Origin of the sequence: Cerasicoccus sp. TK19100 (genome assembly GCF_027257155.1) — a bacterium.
In the GTDB taxonomy this organism is placed as follows: domain Bacteria; phylum Verrucomicrobiota; class Verrucomicrobiia; order Opitutales; family Cerasicoccaceae; genus Cerasicoccus; species Cerasicoccus fimbriatus.
Window position 1 is genome coordinate 42,371 of sequence record NZ_JAPWDU010000005.1, and the last position, 14,805, is coordinate 57,175.

Here is a 14,805-nt window from a genome sequence, read left to right on the forward strand (position 1 = left end):
CGCCTTCCGCGAAATCTCTCCCCATGCCCAAGCAAGCCCTTATTTCGGTCAGTGATAAAGCAGGCGTGGTGGATTTCGCCACGTCGCTCGTTAAGGAGCACGATTACGTGATCCTCTCCACCGGCGGCACCGCCAAGATTCTTGCGGAGGCGGGTCTGCCCGTCACCGAGGTTGGCGACTACACCGGCTTCCCGGAGATGATGGAAGGCCGCATTAAAACACTGCACCCGAAGATCCACGGCGGGCTGCTCTGCCGCCGCGACAAGGAAGACCACCTGGCCCAGGCCAAGGAGCACAACATCGGCATGATCGATCTGGTCTGCGTGAATCTTTACCCGTTCGAGGCGACCGTGGCCAACCGCGATGCTACCTTCGAAGACGCCATTGAAAATATCGACATCGGTGGCCCGTCCATGCTCCGCAGCGCCGCCAAGAACCACGCCAGCGTGAGCGTGGTCTGCGACCCGGCTGACTACGACCGTGTGCTCGCCGCGATGAAGGAAGGCGATGAGGCCCTGACTGCGCTCCGTCGCGAGCTGGCGCTCAAGACCTTCCAGCGCACCGCCGCCTACGACGCCGCGATCAGCAATTACCTGGACAACAAGCTCGCCAGCGAAATCCCGGGCGGCACGCTCGGCCTGCCGACGCAAATCAACGTCAACCTCAAGCGCGCGCAAACGCTCCGCTACGGCGAAAACCCGCACCAGAAGGCGGCGCTTTTTGGTCGTTTCCACGAGTGCTTCGAGCAGCTTCAGGGCAAGGAGCTTTCTTACAACAACCTGATCGACATCACCGCCGCGGCCTACCTGATCGGCGAGTTTGAGAAGCCGACCGTGGCCATTCTCAAGCACACGAACCCATGTGGCGTCGCCTCGGACCTGAACCTCGTCACTGCGTGGGAGCAGGCTTTCGAGACTGATAAGCAAGCTCCATTTGGCGGCATTATCGTGATGAACCGCACGCTCGACGCCGACTTGGCCAAGATCATTTCCTCCATTTTCTGCGAGGTGATCATCGCGCCGGACTTCACAGCCGAAGCCCGCGAAATCTTTGCCAAAAAGAAGAACCTGCGCCTGATGGTTTCCCGCGACTGGCTGCGCGCCGAGTCCCTGCAAGAGGTCAAGACCGTCATTGGCGGCGTGCTCCTCCAAGACCGCGACAGCAAGAAGATCGACCCGCGCGAGTTTAAGGTCGTCACCAAGCGCCAACCCACCGAGGAAGAATGGGCCGCGCTGCTCTTCGGCTGGCGCGTGGTTAAGCACGTGAAGTCCAACGCCATTGTTTACGCCAAGCCCGAGCGCACGATTGGCGTTGGCGCGGGCCAGATGTCCCGCGTGGATTCCAGCAAGATCGCCGTTTGGAAAGCCGGCGAAGCCGGACTCGGTCTCGATGGCAGCGTGATTTGCTCGGATGCCTTTTTCCCATTCCCGGACGGCCTGATTGCCGCTGCCGACGCCGGTGCCCGCGCCGCAATCCAGCCCGGCGGCTCCGTCAAGGACGCCGATGTCATCGCCGCCGCTGACGAACGCGACATGGCCATGGTCTTCACCGGCACCCGCCACTTCAAACACTAAGGCTTCGCCTTAGGATCCCCGATGCTGCGCATCGTGATTTCGCCATTGGCGAAATGGGTGTGCGGCAGTTCGGGGGGAAGGTGTGAGCGTGGGGCTTAGGCGAAGTTGTCCAAGGCGGAAGCCTTGGGTGACGGATATCTGCCTGGAGTTTTTGTTAACCGGCTAGGCGAGGGCACCGATCAACTCGTCTGCCTTGGCGCGGAGGGCGGATACGCCCGCCTCCGGTTGCTCGACGTTGGACGCCAGGCAGTTGACCAAGGCGCTGCCGACCACGACGCCATCGGCCACGGAGCCAATGGTCTTCACGTGCTCAGGGCGGGAGACGCCGAAGCCGACGACCAGCGGCACATCCGTTACGGAGCGAATCTGCGCCACGGAGTCCTTTAAGTCAGCGGACAACTCGGCCCGCTCACCGGTGACGCCGGTGCGCGATACGTAGTAAAGAAAGCCTGTGGCGGCGTTTGCTATTTTCGCAATGCGCTCGCGTGGGGTGGTGGGGGCTAGGATGAAGACGGTGCCCAAGCCCTCGTCCGCGCAAACTTTTTGCCAGCTGTCGGCCTCTTCGGGCGGCAAGTCGAGCACGAGGAATCCATCGACGCCGGCTTCCTTGGCCTGGCGCGCATAGTCGGCCTCACCCGGCGCGAAGACGAGGTTGTAATAGGTATAGAGAACGACCGGCACTTCGCTGAATTTGCGAATCTCGCGGACGAGGTCCAGCACCTTGGCCTGCGTCATGCCGCCTTCCAAGGCGCGTTGCGCGGCCAGTTGGTTGGTCAAGCCGTCGGCCAGCGGATCGGAAAACGGCGCGCCGAGCTCCAAAATGTCGGCACCGGCCTCAATGAGCGCGCGGCAGGCTTCCAGCGAGGTCTCAAAGCTGGGATCGCCCGCGCAGAGGTAGGAAACGAATAGAGGGCGGCCGGTTTCGCGGCCTTTTTGGAATGCTTGGGAAATGCGACTCATGGTGGGAATTTCTCGCTCTAGGACATGTCTGGCACTGCGGGGTGACAATTGTTTTCTGCTTATGGGTGAAATTTTTGCCATCCATGGGATACTTTTACAGATATCGCCTTGCGCCGCGCCCGCTGCGTTGCCTAGATGAACTCCGTCATGTCCTGGGATCGTTTTAAAGAAAACTACTTATTTATCGAACAGCTCGACTTCGCGCTCGACATCAGCCGCATGAATTTTGCGGACGATTACTTCGAGACGATGAAGCCGAAGATCGACAAGGCTATCGCTGCGATGGAAGAACTCGAGGGTGGCGCTATCGCCAACCCCGATGAAAACCGCATGGTCGGCCACTATTGGCTGCGCGACGCGAGCCTGGCACCCACGCCGGAGTTGCAAAAGGAAATTGCCGATACCGAACAGTCGATTAAGGACTTCGCCAAGAAGGTCCTCGGCGGTGAGATCCAGGGCTCGGCGGGTAAGTTTGAAAACCTCCTGTGCATTGGCATTGGCGGCTCGGCCCTCGGCCCGGAGTTCGTCAACCAGGCGCTCGGCAATCCCGCCAGCGACCCGATGCACGTCTTCTTCTTTGATAACACGGACCCGAACGGCATCGACAAGGTGCTGGCGCAGCTCGATGGCAAGCTCGGCAAGACGCTGGCCGTCGTCACCTCCAAGAGCGGTGGCACGCCCGAGACGCGCAATGGCATGGTCGAGGCGGAAAACGCCTGGGCCAAGGCTGGCCTGAAGTTCGGTCAACACGCCGTGGCGATTACCGGCGTTGGCTCCAAGCTGGACAAGCATGCCGTGGAAAACGGCTGGCTGACGCGCTTCCCAATGTGGGACTGGGTGGGTGGCCGCACGTCTGAGCTCGCAGCCGTGGGTCTCGTCCCCGCTGCGCTGTCGGGCTACGACATCGACGCCATGCTCCTCGGTGCGAAGGAGATGGACGCCGTTACCCGCGTGAAGGACTTTAAGCGCAATCCGGCTGCGCTGCTGGCGCTCATGTGGTACTATGCGACCGATGGCGCGGGCAAAAAGGACATGGTGATCCTGCCTTACAAGGATCGCCTGGAGCTTTTCTCCCGCTACTTGCAGCAGCTCGTCATGGAGTCGCTCGGCAAGGAGCTCGACCTTGACGGAAACACCGTTCACCAGGGCATCGCCGTTTACGGTAACAAGGGCTCGACCGACCAGCACGCCTACGTGCAGCAGCTGCGCGACGGCGTCTTGAATTTCTTTGCGACCTTTATCGAGGTCCACACCGACCGCGCCGGCGAGTCTCCCAAGGTGGAGGCCGACTTTACCGCGGGCGACTTCCTGCAGGGCTTCTTCCTGGGCACGCGCGACGCGCTGGATGAGAAGGGCCGCGAGTCGATCACCATCACCGTCAAGGACGTCACCCCGCACACGGTCGGCATGCTGATCGCCCTTTACGAGCGTGCCGTGGGTCTCTACGGATCACTCGTTAACATCAATGCCTACCACCAGCCAGGCGTAGAAGCCGGTAAAAAGGCCGCCGCGATCACGCTGGAGCTCCGCCAGAAGATCGTCGACACGCTTACGGCCAAGGCCGGAGAAGCCTTTACCGCAGAACAACTTGCTGCGGAATTAGGTCTTGAATCGAAAACCGAACTCATTTTTAAATTGCTAGATCATATGGCGGCCAACCAGAATCGCCCCTTACGCAAGCTGGTTGGTGAGCCTTTCTACGAATCTAAATACCTGATTGAGCAGTAAGCTCTAAGAACCATCCCCGAAACAGACAATATCTCCTATTTGACATTATGAAAGGTCTCTCCATAGCGCTTCGCATTATCGCGATCCTCGGCGCCGCTGCCGCCGCATTCTTCTGGTATTCCACTAATGGTAAGGTGAAGGCCGCCAACGAGGAAATCGCCGCCATTGAACAGCAGAAGAAGGCCGCTGAATCTCAGATTCAGGACCTCGAGGCCGAGAAGATGAAGTTTCAAGGCATGGCCAATGACCTTGACCAAAAGCTCGCCGACGCCAATTCCAAGATCAACTTCTCGTCCAACGAGCTGAACAAGCTTCGCCGCGACATCAATCGCCAGAAGGATGATTATCAGGATCTCGAAAAGCGTTACTCCACCCTCGACACCGCTCACGAGCAGTTGAAGGTCGAAATCTCCAATGTGCAAAAGCCGGACACCGCTTCGGTTGATCCCGCGATTATTAAGGATCTCGAAACGCAAATCGAAACCCTGCAGTCTCAGGTTGGCGACTACAAGGACAAGATCGACGCCCTCAATTACCAGATTAAGAACACCGCCAGCGCAATCCCCTCGGGTGATGGCTCTCCGGTGACGCTCGCTGGCGGCCCGGTTGGTCCCGTTAAGGAGCAGGATGCTTCCATCCTCCGCACCGATATGGACCGCGGTATCCTGATCATCAGCCGTGGCCAGGTCGACGGCATGCAGAAGGAAATGCAGTTCGATGTTGCCAAGGGCTTTGGCAAGAAGGTCCGCGTCAAGGTGGGCACCGTTGCACCGACTTACAGTGTCGCTTACGTGCTCCCCGGCCAGGACCCCAGCCACCTGCAAGAAGGCGATCCCGTCAATATTACTCAATAGGACTTGTCGGCGGTCAGAAGTTGGCTACCGTAATCCCTCGATGAGAGAACAATTGAAACAGCATTCGCGGCTCTGGCTAGCTGCGGCATTCGTAGCGCTCGGCGGTTTATTCCTGTCCGGTTGTGAATCCGCAGATCCTGAGCAAAGCAACCTGCCTTGGGCGCGCCCGGCTACTTGGGAAGGCGGCGCGCCTGGTATGGGCGGCGGCGGCTTCAACGCTGGTCGCGACTCCTACTAATCCGAGCCCAGCCCTTTGCGGCGGCAGTCCATGGATGATTCCTCCGCAGAGCAACTGGAGCCGGGGCTCTATGTCGTCTCCACGCCAATTGGCAACCTTGGCGACCTGTCTGCGCGCGCGATTCGTGTGCTCCGGCTAGCTGCGTTGATTGCCTGCGAAGATACGCGTACGACCGGTCGACTGCTTGCGCACATTGAGTCACAGCAGCCCACGGTTTCCTACCACGAGCACAACGAGCTGGCCCGCGCCACCGAACTGGCGGACAAAATCGAAGCCGGGCAGGCCATCGCCCTGGTCTCCGATGCGGGCACACCCACGCTCAGCGATCCCGGCTTTCGTGTCGTACGTGAGTGCAAACGCCGCGGCCTTCCGGTGATTCCTGTTCCGGGTGCATCGGCGCTGTTGGCCTCATTGGCCGCCAGCGGGGTGCCGACTGACGCATTTTTCTACGCGGGCTTTTTGCCGCCAAAGTCCGCGGCCCGCCGCACCTTTTTGGAGCGTCACAAGGACTTTCCCCACACGATTATCCTGTATGAGTCGTGCCACCGTATTGAAAAATTCATTGCGGAGATGGCGGACGTCCTCGGGCCGGAGCGCGTAGTCTGTCTCGCACGCGAACTCACTAAAAAATACGAAACGATTCGCACCGCACCGCTCAAAGAACTTGCGGCAGGTGGAAATTCGATTAAGGTCAAAGGTGAGTTCGTCGTACTAATTGCAACCGAAGGTTTTACATTATGAGATTGGGAGTCATCGATATCGGCAGCAATTCCATCAAGCTTTTGGTGGCGGAAACCGGATCATCACTCGCCATTCACTATGAGACCACCTGGGAGACGCGCATTGGCACGGTCATGGGCATGGATCACCCGGTGCTCACGCGCAAGTCGATCGAGAACGCCTGCGCCGCCGTCAAATCCCTCATCGAAGAAGCTTCCGGGTATGACGTGGAAAAATTCTTTATCGCCGCGACGTCCGCGGTGCGCGATGCCTCAAACCGTGACGACTTCATTGAGGCCATTCGCGAGGCCACCGGCCAAAAACTCAAGGTACTGACCGGAGATGAGGAGGCAGCCTACATTGCCTGGGGCATTTCGACGGACTCCGTGCTCGCGCAGTATCAGGAATTTTGCCTCGCCGACTTGGGCGGTGGCAGCCTGGAGCTGATCCACGTGCGCAACCGAGACATTGTGTCCAAGGTTAGCCTGCCTCTTGGCGCGATTCGCCTCTCGCAGCAGCTTCTCGACGACATGAATCAGCCGATGAAGTCCGTGGAAATGCGAAAGATCATCCGCCGCGTGCGTAAGACGATCGACGAATCCGGGTTTCAGTTTCCTAAAGACGTCAGCATCCTGGCTGGCACCGGTGGCGCGCTGACCGTTGCTCGGGCGATCCGGGCGTCCTGGCTTGGCCAGACCGAGCAGGAGGCGGGTAACTCGCTCAGCTTGGCATATTTGCGTTTTCTGTATATTGAACTCGCGGCGATGAAGCTGGAGGAGCGCACGAAAATTCCGCCTTTACCGGCGGAGCGGGCGGACATCATGCCCGCAGCATTGCTGATCCTGCTCACGGTCGCTGAGATGGCGGGTGCCGGTTCCTACATTTTCTCGTCGCACAATTTGCGCTACGGCATTGCGGCGAAATACTTCTCCAACGAGGAAGGGACGCCCCAGTTCCTTGCCCACGCGGCACAAGCCGGGCTGAGTCCGGAGCGCCGGATCGAGAAGCACCAAGATCTCAATGCGGCCAACCGGAGTGCGCCAGGTGCCAACTAGAGCGCTTCTGCAGGATTGATGGGATATTTTCGCAAATGATATTTGCGCCGATTCGATCCGCGTCTATCTTCCCCGGATCGTTGGTCCGCATCTTAGGCGGGCTCACTACGCTAATATTTTGATCTATGCCTACCACCTCAGAAATTTATGGCTGGAATTGTGTAATGCTTAGCTCCGGCGGCGCGACACTCGCCATCCCGACTGAAATCGGCCCCCGTATCGTCTCCTGCACGATCGACAACGGCGCGAACCTTTTCCACAGCGTCAAGGAGGAGCGTGGCGGCAGCGGCGAAAAAGAATGGCTCCTGCGCGGTGGCCACCGCCTCTGGCATTCGCCGGAAATCAAGCCCCGCACTTACGACCCCGACAACGCCACTATCAATATTGCCGAGATCGACGAAGGCCGCGAGTTGTTGCTTGAAGCGCCGACGCCAGACCCGTCCGGCATCCAAAAAACCATCCAAATTGCCGCCCTCGGCGCGGAAACGTTCAAGCTAACGCACCGCATCCGCAACACCCTGCAATGGCCCGTCCAATGCGCGCCCTGGGCAATGACTGTCATGGAGCGCGGCGGCTACTCCACCATCCCACTGTTGCCGAAGGGAAGCCACGAGACGGACCTGCTGCCCAACTACCACATGGTGCCGTGGACCTACACCGACTTTTCGCGCCCCGAGTGGGAATTTCACCCGGACTTTATCGGCATCGACACCACCAAGGCGCAGGTCCCGCAGAAGCTAGGCCTGAGCAATTATCCCGGTTGGGCGGCCTACTGGCAGGAGGCGGGCACCTTTGTGAAGGCGGCGACGTTTGACCCGCGCAAGACCTACCCGGATTTTGGCTGTGTTTATGAGACCTTCTGCAATGATTTCATGATCGAGCTGGAAACGCTTGGGCCGTTGGTCACGATCCAGCCCGGTGCCAGCGTTGACCACGTCGAGTATTGGGGCGTCTTCGCCGGCCTGCCCAAGCCCGAAACCGACGAAATCTACCGCGACGAGTTTCGCCCGGTCATCGAAGGCTGGCGCGCGGATTTGATCAGCTAGGCGGATTAAATTTTTGAGCAGCAGGTAAGAAAGGGAACGAAGCCAGACGGGCGTGTTCGCTTTTTTAACAGCAAGATCGGGAAGAACGGGAAGCGAACTCGTAGGATCTTTCCGGTCTTCCCGGTCTTCCTGTTTATACCTACGTTGGAATTGATATTATTCTTACACGTGGTTTCGCTATCTCAGCAACCTTCTGTTAAATAGTCCTATCCTCCGCTGCATTCGGCCTTTTTCCTTTAATCTTTTTCCTTTAATCTCCCTTCATGCCTAACGTCGTCTTTTTCGGTTCGGATCCGATATCGCTCCCGTTGTTAAATTACCTCCGCGAACGTGCGCCCGATGGGGTGACATTGGTTGGTGTGGTGAGTCAGCCGGACCGGCGGAAGGGGCGGGGCAAGCAGCTCTCGCCCAATGAAATCTCCGCCTGGGCGCTGGAGCACGGCATCGAGCTGCTGCGTCCGGAAAAGCCCGGGCCCGAGCTGGAGGACTGGCTGCGCGAGCGCGACGTAGCGCTGGCCTTGGTCATGGCCTACGGGCATATCTTGAAGAAGTCGCTCCTGGCCGTGCCGCCAAGGGGCTTTGTTAATTTCCACGCGTCGCTGCTGCCGGCTTATCGCGGTGCCTCGCCGATTGAAACCGCCGTCGCCAGTGGCGAGTCCGAGACCGGCGTTTCGCTAATGCGCATCGTGCCGAAAATGGACGCTGGCGCGGTCTGCGATGTGGAGCGCGTCGATGTCGGCCCGAGTGACACCGGGGCCTCCATGCGTGGCAAGCTGGCCGATGCCTGTGCACCGTTGATCGAGCGAAATTTGCCTGCTTTGCTCGATGGGACGACGGCGTTTACCGAGCAAGACCCTGAGGCTGTCACCTACTGTCGCAAGCTTGAGAAAGCCGACGGCGCGTTGGACTTCAATGCTAAGGCCCCACAGCTTGCCGCGCGGGTGAATGGGCTCTTTCCGTGGCCAGGCTGCTACTTCGACCATGAGGGCGTGCGGATCAAGGTGCAGGGTGGTCACGCCGAGAGCGGTCATGGCGCACCGGGTGAGATTTTATGCGCGACGGTGGATGGCCTCGTGGTCGCGTGCGGGGAGGGGGCCCTGCGCATCGAAAATTTGCAGCGGTCTGGGGCCAAAATGCTGACCGCTGGCGACTTTTTGCGGGGATATCCGCTGGAGCCGGGAACCTTTCTCGAAAGCGGCGAACTTACCAAATTAGTGTCAAAAGCGCCTTTTCCGCGCAAAGTCTGACCCATACGCCGGATTTTGCTTTTGTTGATGCCCGCTGTTTTCTAAGACATTGTCATGTATCGATTTCTTTTCGTTTTTCTGGCCCTGAGTTGGCCGGTTTTCGCCACTGCGCAAAATAACGCCTTTGCGCGGATGTCGCAGGATGTCCAGCTAATGCAGGAGCAGATCGGCCAACTGCGTCTGCAAGTCGAGCAAATGCAGCGCCAGCAGGACCAGATGCTAAAAAACTATGAGGCGCTGCTGAAGCGGCAGGATGCCGTTACCACGAGCTTGAACACCTTCGTCGCGCAGACGGAGACCAAGCTCAGCGCCTTGCCCGAGCGCGAAGCCGCCGCCAAGCGTGAGATCCTGGCCGAGGTTTCCAAACAGATCGAAGTACTTGCCAAGCAGACCGACGCCGGCTTCAAGGCGCTGGCCGAGGCCATGAACGCCACGCCAAACGTCAATGTGCAGACTAATTTTTCCGAAGACTACCCGACCACGGGCTATTCCCACGTCGTCAAGGGCGGCGAGACGATCTCCGGCATCGCCAAGAAATACGGCTCGTCGATCAAGGACATCATGAACGCCAACCGCATTGCGCGCGCGCAAGATCTCAAGGCTGGCGAGACAATTTTCGTCCCCGTAAACGAGTGATGTTTAAATTGCCCGCGAAAGAATTTGAAACACCCCCAACATTCGTGCTGAACTGATTCATGGCAGCTTCGAAAAGCAGACTTGGCCGCGGCCTGGGCGGCATCATCGCCGGTGGCGGCGCAAAGAAAACGGCAACTAAAAAAGCCGCAACTAAAGCCGCGCCCAAGGCAGAACCCGAGGCCAAGCCAGCACCCGTGGTTGCCGGGCCATACCGCGACATCCCGGTCTCGGCCATCGTGCCCAACCCATACCAGCCGCGGCGCGAAATGGACCCCGCGCATGTTCAGGAGCTCGCTAATAGTATTTCCAGCGAAGGGCTGCTGCAGCCGATCGTGGTTCGCCCCAACAAGCAGAAGGACCAATATGAGCTGATCGCCGGCGAGCGCCGTTGGCGCGCCCACCAGAAGCTGGGGCTCAAAACCATCGCCGCCCGCGTGATGGACGCCAGCGATACGTCGTCGGCTGTGATTTCACTGATCGAAAACTTGCAGCGCGAGGGCCTGAATCCGATCGAAGAAGCTCTCGGCTATGCGAGCCTGATGAAGGATTTTGACCTGACACAGGAGGCGGTGTCTGACCGCATTGGTCGCCCGCGTGCCTCGATTGCCAACACTTTGCGTCTGCTAGCGCTGGATCGCGAAATCCAGGGTTACTTGGCCAAAGGCATGCTCAGCACCGGTCACGCCAAGGTGCTACTTGGCGTGGAAGACCCGGCCCAGCGCATCATTCTGGCCCGCCGCGCCATCGAGAGCGGCATGAGCGTTCGCGAGATCGAAAAGCAGGTGAAGCGCATCAAGTCCGAGAGCAATTTGCGCAAAGACAACGCCTCCACTGACGACGCCTCGGACACCGTTGTCCGCGATCTGGAGAAGCAGCTTTCCAGCCGCCTGAATACCAAAGTCCACCTGAAACACACCGCAAAGAAGGGGCGTTTGATCATCGAATATTATGGTAACGATGACCTGCAGCGCATCCTCGAACGCACGGGCTTGCAGTAGAAGGTTCGAAAGTTCGTAGGTTCGAAAGTTGTTTTATCGAGCGGATCAACCTCCGGACCTTCAAACTTCCAAACATTCGAACCTAATAAAAAACCTTGAAACCGCCGCGTTGAACGCCCATTCTGCGCGGTTTTCCAATTAACTCCCACATGAGTGCAATCATTTTTGGCCTTCTCACCCTTTTGCTGATCCTCGTCAGCGGGTATCTTATCCTGATCATCCTGATGCAGCGTGCGAGCAGCGCGGGCATGGGCTCCGCCATGGGCGGAGGTGCCGCCGAGTCCGCCTTGGGCGCAGGCGCAGGCAATGTGCTGACCAAGGGCACCATCTTTGGAGCCGCAGCGTTTTTTATTCTTTGCTTTGGCCTGTATCTGGGCCTGTTGGCGCAAGCCGAGGAAACCGGCCCGGTCAACACCCTGCCGACTGAGATCGCTGCTCCGGATGCTCAATCGACACAGAATCCTTCGGCTCCGCTCGTCAATTTGCCAGAAGGCATGGACTGGACCGCTGGTTCGCAGGCGTTGCAAAATGGCAACACCACGACGGTGACCAGTGATCAGGGTACGATGATTGTTACCGAGGACGCCATTGAGGTGACTCCCTCCACTGAGGCCACTGAGAGCGCGGAACAAACGGCTGACGATGCCAAGGCCGCTGCTGAAGAAGCTGCACCGGCGGCTGAATCTTCCGAAACAAAAGCTGAGTAGCCCTGTCTGCATTGCACGGCGGAAAGCCGACTTTTATGCGATTGGCACTCATTACTTTGACGCTTGTTTTTTTGGCTCCGCTTGCTTGGAGCCAGAAGCCCGGTGAACGCGCTCACGGCCCGAAAGCCGTCGACCCGATTGACCAGGAGGAGGGGCGTAAGATTATCGAAAGTTTCCGCAACCAGCGTTTGCGCGGCGACTTCATTTTCACCTTCCAGATGGTGCATCAGCCGGCGCGTGCCAAGGATGTCGTTTACGAAGGCGTGCTGTGGGGCACATGGAATGAGCACGGACCGCTGGACCGTGTAGTGGTTTGGCCCAAGGGCCAGCGCGACACCAACTCACGTGAGTTCATCGTTCAGGGCGGTGCCGACCCGCATGTGTGGACGCTCCAAGATGGTAAGCCTGTCGAAATGAGCAAAGAGCAGCAGGGCGAACCGTTTTTCCCGGAAATGGTTTATACGCCATACGACGTCGTGATGCCGTTTGCGCATTGGGACCTCTACGAATACGTTTCCTCCAAGCGCATGGCGCGTGGTCGCCCAGCGCACTTTTTTGTCTTTTATGCTCCGGCCGATGTCGCCGACCTAATGCCAGACCTGGCTGCGGTGGAGCTCGCGATCGACGCCAGCTTCAACGCACCCTTGAGTGCCAAGATGCTCGACACTGAAGGCGAGCGCCTGCGCACGCTCGACATCGGCGGTTTCAAGGAGATCGATGAGCAATACATCGTCAAGGAGATCGACTTGATCGACGAGCGATCCGGCGACAAAACCCGTTTCCGTGTGACCGGTGCTGCACTCAATCTGCTCCTGCCCGAGTCTCTGTTTCAGCCGGAGACCTTGACGAAGGATCCGGACATTTCGCAGGTGATCTTTGAGCCGGTTTAAACCCCGGCTTCAGTGGAATAAGGTGGCGGCCGATGTCCTCATCGGGCAGAGCAATCACCTTAAGCGGTGCACGTTTCAAATCATGCATTCTGGTGATGCGTTTATCGCGGACTCATTAGTTCTTTTCGAATCGCCTCTGGCCGATGAGGACATCGGCCGCCACCTGTTTTCGTACGCTAGCTCTGGACGTCATCCAGGCCGTGGCCGAGCAAAGCACCGCCGAGTGAGATCAGCGCGCAGAAGCCGATTGCCCACGCGTAGCCGAGCGAGGAAAGGGCACCGCTGATCCCACCGAGTAGAATCAGTGCGATGCCGATCAGCGTGTTGGCCAGAGCTACCAGGGTGCTGCGGTTGTCGGCATTGGCGAGGTCGATCACATAAGTTTTGCGGCCGATCCGCGTCCCTTGGTGGACGACGGCCAGCGCGAAGAAAACCAGCATCACCAGCACTGTGCGCGTGGTTGAGGCGTTCATTTGGGCGATTAAGATGGAAACGCCCGCCAGCGTCGCGCCCAGATAGCCGACGATGATCAACACCAGACGGCTGGATTTGTCCGAAAGACGCCCCCAAATGTAGGAGCTGAGCAGCGCGGCCAGCCCACTACCGCCCATCAGAATGCCTAGGCTTTGCGCGCTGCCCTTGCTCTCCTGAAAGGCGATCATCACGACCATCGGCAGCACGAGGGCGTTGCCAATCAGCCCAGTGCGCACCGCGATGAATGAGCGGAAGCCGCGGTTTTGCTTGAGCTCACGAAGGCCACTTTTCAATTGGTTTACGAAGCCGTTGCCGTCGTCATCGACCTCGCTCGGTAGCTCTTTCAACTGAGCAAACAGGATGGCCCCCAGTAGCCACAAGGCCGCCGCGATGCCAAGGATCACGCACAAGGTCGGCACCGTGACGTCGTCTTCGTCGAGAAAGATAAAGTAAGCCGCCACCAGAAGGGCACCGCCGCCCGCCAACGCACTGGCCGTCCCGCCTGCGAGGCCGCGCCTTTGCTTGGGCAGCGTCTTGCCGGTCAGCTCCTTGCTGGTGATCGACTGGAACACGCGACCGAGGCTGAACAACGCCAGCAGCGCCAGCAGCAACCAGCCCGCGAGTGCGCCCTCGAACAGCAGCGCCACCGTGATCATTAGCAAAATGCTAGCTGCCTGCGTGACCGAGCCGCCGACAAGAAACCACTTGCGAATCGCGTGCTGGCGCATCATCGCCGCCGCCGTGATTTGCGGGAGCAGGGACAGGGATTCGCGCACGGGCACGATGAGCGAGATCGCCGCGGCCGGGGCACCGATGCTGGCCATCAGCCAGGTCAGGAGTAGGCGCGGGCTGAAAAGCTGATCGCCGGTTTTGGTCGCCACCGAGCCGATGACTTGCACGAGGAAATTGCGCGGCACATGTTTGGCTGCCTCCTCGGTAATGTCATTAGCCTGCGCGCCGTTCTCATCGCCGGACAAGCGGCGGTAAATGACGTCGGCGAGGCCCATGGCTTAGCCGCGCAAAATCTCGAAAAGCGCCTTGAGCTTGGCGGGGTCCTTGATGCCGGGTGCCGACTCGACGCCGCTATTGACGTCGATCGTTTCCGCGCCACTGGTCCGCACCGCCTCAGCGACGTTGTCCGGGGTGAGGCCGCCGGCGAGGATGAACCGCTTGTGCGAGTACATCGTGGCCCAATCGGCGAACTGCTGCCAGTTGCCGGTTTGGCCGGTGCCGCCGTATTTATCCTTGTGGTAGGCGTCGATGAGGATGGTGTTAGAAAACTCCAGCAAGGTCTGCGGAAAGGGTTCGCCTGGCGGGATTTTCGGCGCGAGCCACAAGCGTTCCTTGCCCACGATGCCGCTCCACGCCGCGAGCGTGGCGAGGTTTACGTCGATATCGCAGTGAATCTGAAAATGGTCGAACCCGCAGTCGGCCCAGTCTTCGAGCTCGTCGGTGCCGGTGTTGACATCCACCATCACGCGCATGCCCGCAGGGATGCGTTGGCAGAGGTCCCACGCCTGGTCTCGCGTCACGGCGCGCGGTGACTTCGGGTAAACGATCATCCCGCAATAGTCCGCGCCCAAGTCCAGCACCGCGCTGATATCGACACGGCGCGTCAAGCCACAGATTTTGATCTTTAGTTGCGAGTTCACAGTTTCGAGTTCAGGGGTGACGAGTG

At 59.1% G+C, this 14,805-nt stretch carries 15 protein-coding genes; 12 read left to right on the forward strand and 3 right to left on the reverse strand.

All coding sequences use genetic code 11. The annotated features are described in order from the left end of the window. Positions 1 to 23 precede the first annotated feature (23 nt). The gene (gene purH, locus O3S85_RS12845) at positions 24 to 1,574 is read left to right on the forward strand and encodes a bifunctional phosphoribosylaminoimidazolecarboxamide formyltransferase/IMP cyclohydrolase (protein WP_269540821.1); all 1,551 of its coding nucleotides are present in this window, start codon (positions 24 to 26) and stop codon (positions 1,572 to 1,574) included. Between the two features lie 162 nt (positions 1,575 to 1,736). Here purH and trpA read toward each other — a convergent pair whose 3' ends face one another. Further along, positions 1,737 to 2,534, reverse strand: a complete 798-nt coding sequence (gene trpA / locus O3S85_RS12850) for a tryptophan synthase subunit alpha (protein WP_269540822.1) — start codon at positions 2,532 to 2,534, stop codon at positions 1,737 to 1,739. A 147-nt stretch (positions 2,535 to 2,681) separates the two neighbouring features. Between trpA and O3S85_RS12855 the strand changes: the two genes are divergently transcribed. From O3S85_RS12855 to O3S85_RS12905, 11 genes are all read left to right on the forward strand, one after another. Continuing rightward, positions 2,682 to 4,262: a glucose-6-phosphate isomerase gene (locus tag O3S85_RS12855; protein WP_269540823.1), complete on the forward strand. Its 1,581-nt coding sequence runs from the start codon at positions 2,682 to 2,684 to the stop codon at positions 4,260 to 4,262. Positions 4,263 to 4,309: 47 nt separating this feature from the next. Then, positions 4,310 to 5,116: a coiled-coil domain-containing protein gene (locus O3S85_RS12860; protein ID WP_269540824.1), complete on the forward strand. Its 807-nt coding sequence runs from the start codon at positions 4,310 to 4,312 to the stop codon at positions 5,114 to 5,116. A gap of 40 nt (positions 5,117 to 5,156) precedes the next feature. Beyond that, positions 5,157 to 5,354 (forward strand): hypothetical protein, encoded by a 198-nt coding sequence (locus O3S85_RS12865; protein WP_269540825.1) that lies wholly within the window; start codon positions 5,157 to 5,159, stop codon positions 5,352 to 5,354. A gap of 30 nt (positions 5,355 to 5,384) precedes the next feature. Next, positions 5,385 to 6,095: a 16S rRNA (cytidine(1402)-2'-O)-methyltransferase gene (rsmI, locus tag O3S85_RS12870; protein WP_269540826.1), complete on the forward strand. Its 711-nt coding sequence runs from the start codon at positions 5,385 to 5,387 to the stop codon at positions 6,093 to 6,095. Further along, the gene (locus O3S85_RS12875) at positions 6,092 to 7,129 is read left to right on the forward strand and encodes a Ppx/GppA phosphatase family protein (RefSeq protein WP_269540827.1); all 1,038 of its coding nucleotides are present in this window, start codon (positions 6,092 to 6,094) and stop codon (positions 7,127 to 7,129) included. Before rsmI ends, O3S85_RS12875 begins: the two co-directional genes overlap by 4 nt. Positions 7,130 to 7,254: 125 nt before the next feature. Further along, positions 7,255 to 8,175: a hypothetical protein gene (locus tag O3S85_RS12880; protein ID WP_269540828.1), complete on the forward strand. Its 921-nt coding sequence runs from the start codon at positions 7,255 to 7,257 to the stop codon at positions 8,173 to 8,175. 263 nt (positions 8,176 to 8,438) lie between these two features. After that, the gene (gene fmt, locus O3S85_RS12885) at positions 8,439 to 9,422 is read left to right on the forward strand and encodes a methionyl-tRNA formyltransferase (protein ID WP_269540830.1); all 984 of its coding nucleotides are present in this window, start codon (positions 8,439 to 8,441) and stop codon (positions 9,420 to 9,422) included. Positions 9,423 to 9,476: 54 nt separating this feature from the next. Beyond that, the gene (locus tag O3S85_RS12890; RefSeq protein WP_269540832.1) at positions 9,477 to 10,058 is read left to right on the forward strand and encodes a LysM peptidoglycan-binding domain-containing protein; all 582 of its coding nucleotides are present in this window, start codon (positions 9,477 to 9,479) and stop codon (positions 10,056 to 10,058) included. Between the two features lie 59 nt (positions 10,059 to 10,117). Further along, positions 10,118 to 11,056 (forward strand): ParB/RepB/Spo0J family partition protein, encoded by a 939-nt coding sequence (locus O3S85_RS12895; RefSeq protein WP_269540833.1) that lies wholly within the window; start codon positions 10,118 to 10,120, stop codon positions 11,054 to 11,056. 149 nt (positions 11,057 to 11,205) lie between these two features. Continuing rightward, positions 11,206 to 11,763, forward strand: a complete 558-nt coding sequence (gene secG, locus O3S85_RS12900; RefSeq protein WP_269540834.1) for a preprotein translocase subunit SecG — start codon at positions 11,206 to 11,208, stop codon at positions 11,761 to 11,763. Positions 11,764 to 11,798: 35 nt separating this feature from the next. Continuing rightward, on the forward strand, positions 11,799 to 12,653 hold the full coding sequence (locus O3S85_RS12905; protein WP_269540835.1) for an outer membrane lipoprotein-sorting protein: 855 nt from the start codon (positions 11,799 to 11,801) through the stop codon (positions 12,651 to 12,653). Positions 12,654 to 12,829: 176 nt separating this feature from the next. Here the strand turns inward: O3S85_RS12905 and O3S85_RS12910 are convergent, their stop codons facing one another. Together O3S85_RS12910 and O3S85_RS12915 are read right to left on the reverse strand one after the other, a co-directional pair. After that, a complete protein-coding gene (locus O3S85_RS12910; protein WP_269540836.1) occupies positions 12,830 to 14,134 on the reverse strand; it encodes an MFS transporter in 1,305 nt (434 codons plus the stop codon). A gap of 3 nt (positions 14,135 to 14,137) precedes the next feature. After that, on the reverse strand, positions 14,138 to 14,779 hold the full coding sequence (locus O3S85_RS12915) for a phosphoribosylanthranilate isomerase (protein WP_269540837.1): 642 nt from the start codon (positions 14,777 to 14,779) through the stop codon (positions 14,138 to 14,140). Positions 14,780 to 14,805 lie beyond the last annotated feature (26 nt).

What these genes read in the sequence shown, in the direction of transcription:
- O3S85_RS12910 (WP_269540836.1), bottom strand. Translation starts at nt 14,134, where the DNA reads ATGGGCCTCGCCGACGTCATTTACCGCCGCTTGTCCGGCGATGAGAAC.
- secG (WP_269540834.1), top strand. Translation starts at nt 11,206, where the DNA reads ATGAGTGCAATCATTTTTGGCCTTCTCACCCTTTTGCTGATCCTCGTC.
- O3S85_RS12890 (WP_269540832.1), top strand. Translation starts at nt 9,477, where the DNA reads ATGTATCGATTTCTTTTCGTTTTTCTGGCCCTGAGTTGGCCGGTTTTC.
- purH (WP_269540821.1), top strand. Translation starts at nt 24, where the DNA reads ATGCCCAAGCAAGCCCTTATTTCGGTCAGTGATAAAGCAGGCGTGGTG.
- O3S85_RS12855 (WP_269540823.1), top strand. Translation starts at nt 2,682, where the DNA reads ATGTCCTGGGATCGTTTTAAAGAAAACTACTTATTTATCGAACAGCTC.
- O3S85_RS12895 (WP_269540833.1), top strand. Translation starts at nt 10,118, where the DNA reads ATGGCAGCTTCGAAAAGCAGACTTGGCCGCGGCCTGGGCGGCATCATC.
- trpA (WP_269540822.1), bottom strand. Translation starts at nt 2,534, where the DNA reads ATGAGTCGCATTTCCCAAGCATTCCAAAAAGGCCGCGAAACCGGCCGC.
- O3S85_RS12860 (WP_269540824.1), top strand. Translation starts at nt 4,310, where the DNA reads ATGAAAGGTCTCTCCATAGCGCTTCGCATTATCGCGATCCTCGGCGCC.
- O3S85_RS12880 (WP_269540828.1), top strand. Translation starts at nt 7,255, where the DNA reads ATGCCTACCACCTCAGAAATTTATGGCTGGAATTGTGTAATGCTTAGC.
- O3S85_RS12905 (WP_269540835.1), top strand. Translation starts at nt 11,799, where the DNA reads ATGCGATTGGCACTCATTACTTTGACGCTTGTTTTTTTGGCTCCGCTT.
- O3S85_RS12875 (WP_269540827.1), top strand. Translation starts at nt 6,092, where the DNA reads ATGAGATTGGGAGTCATCGATATCGGCAGCAATTCCATCAAGCTTTTG.
- rsmI (WP_269540826.1), top strand. Translation starts at nt 5,385, where the DNA reads ATGGATGATTCCTCCGCAGAGCAACTGGAGCCGGGGCTCTATGTCGTC.
- fmt (WP_269540830.1), top strand. Translation starts at nt 8,439, where the DNA reads ATGCCTAACGTCGTCTTTTTCGGTTCGGATCCGATATCGCTCCCGTTG.
- O3S85_RS12865 (WP_269540825.1), top strand. Translation starts at nt 5,157, where the DNA reads ATGAGAGAACAATTGAAACAGCATTCGCGGCTCTGGCTAGCTGCGGCA.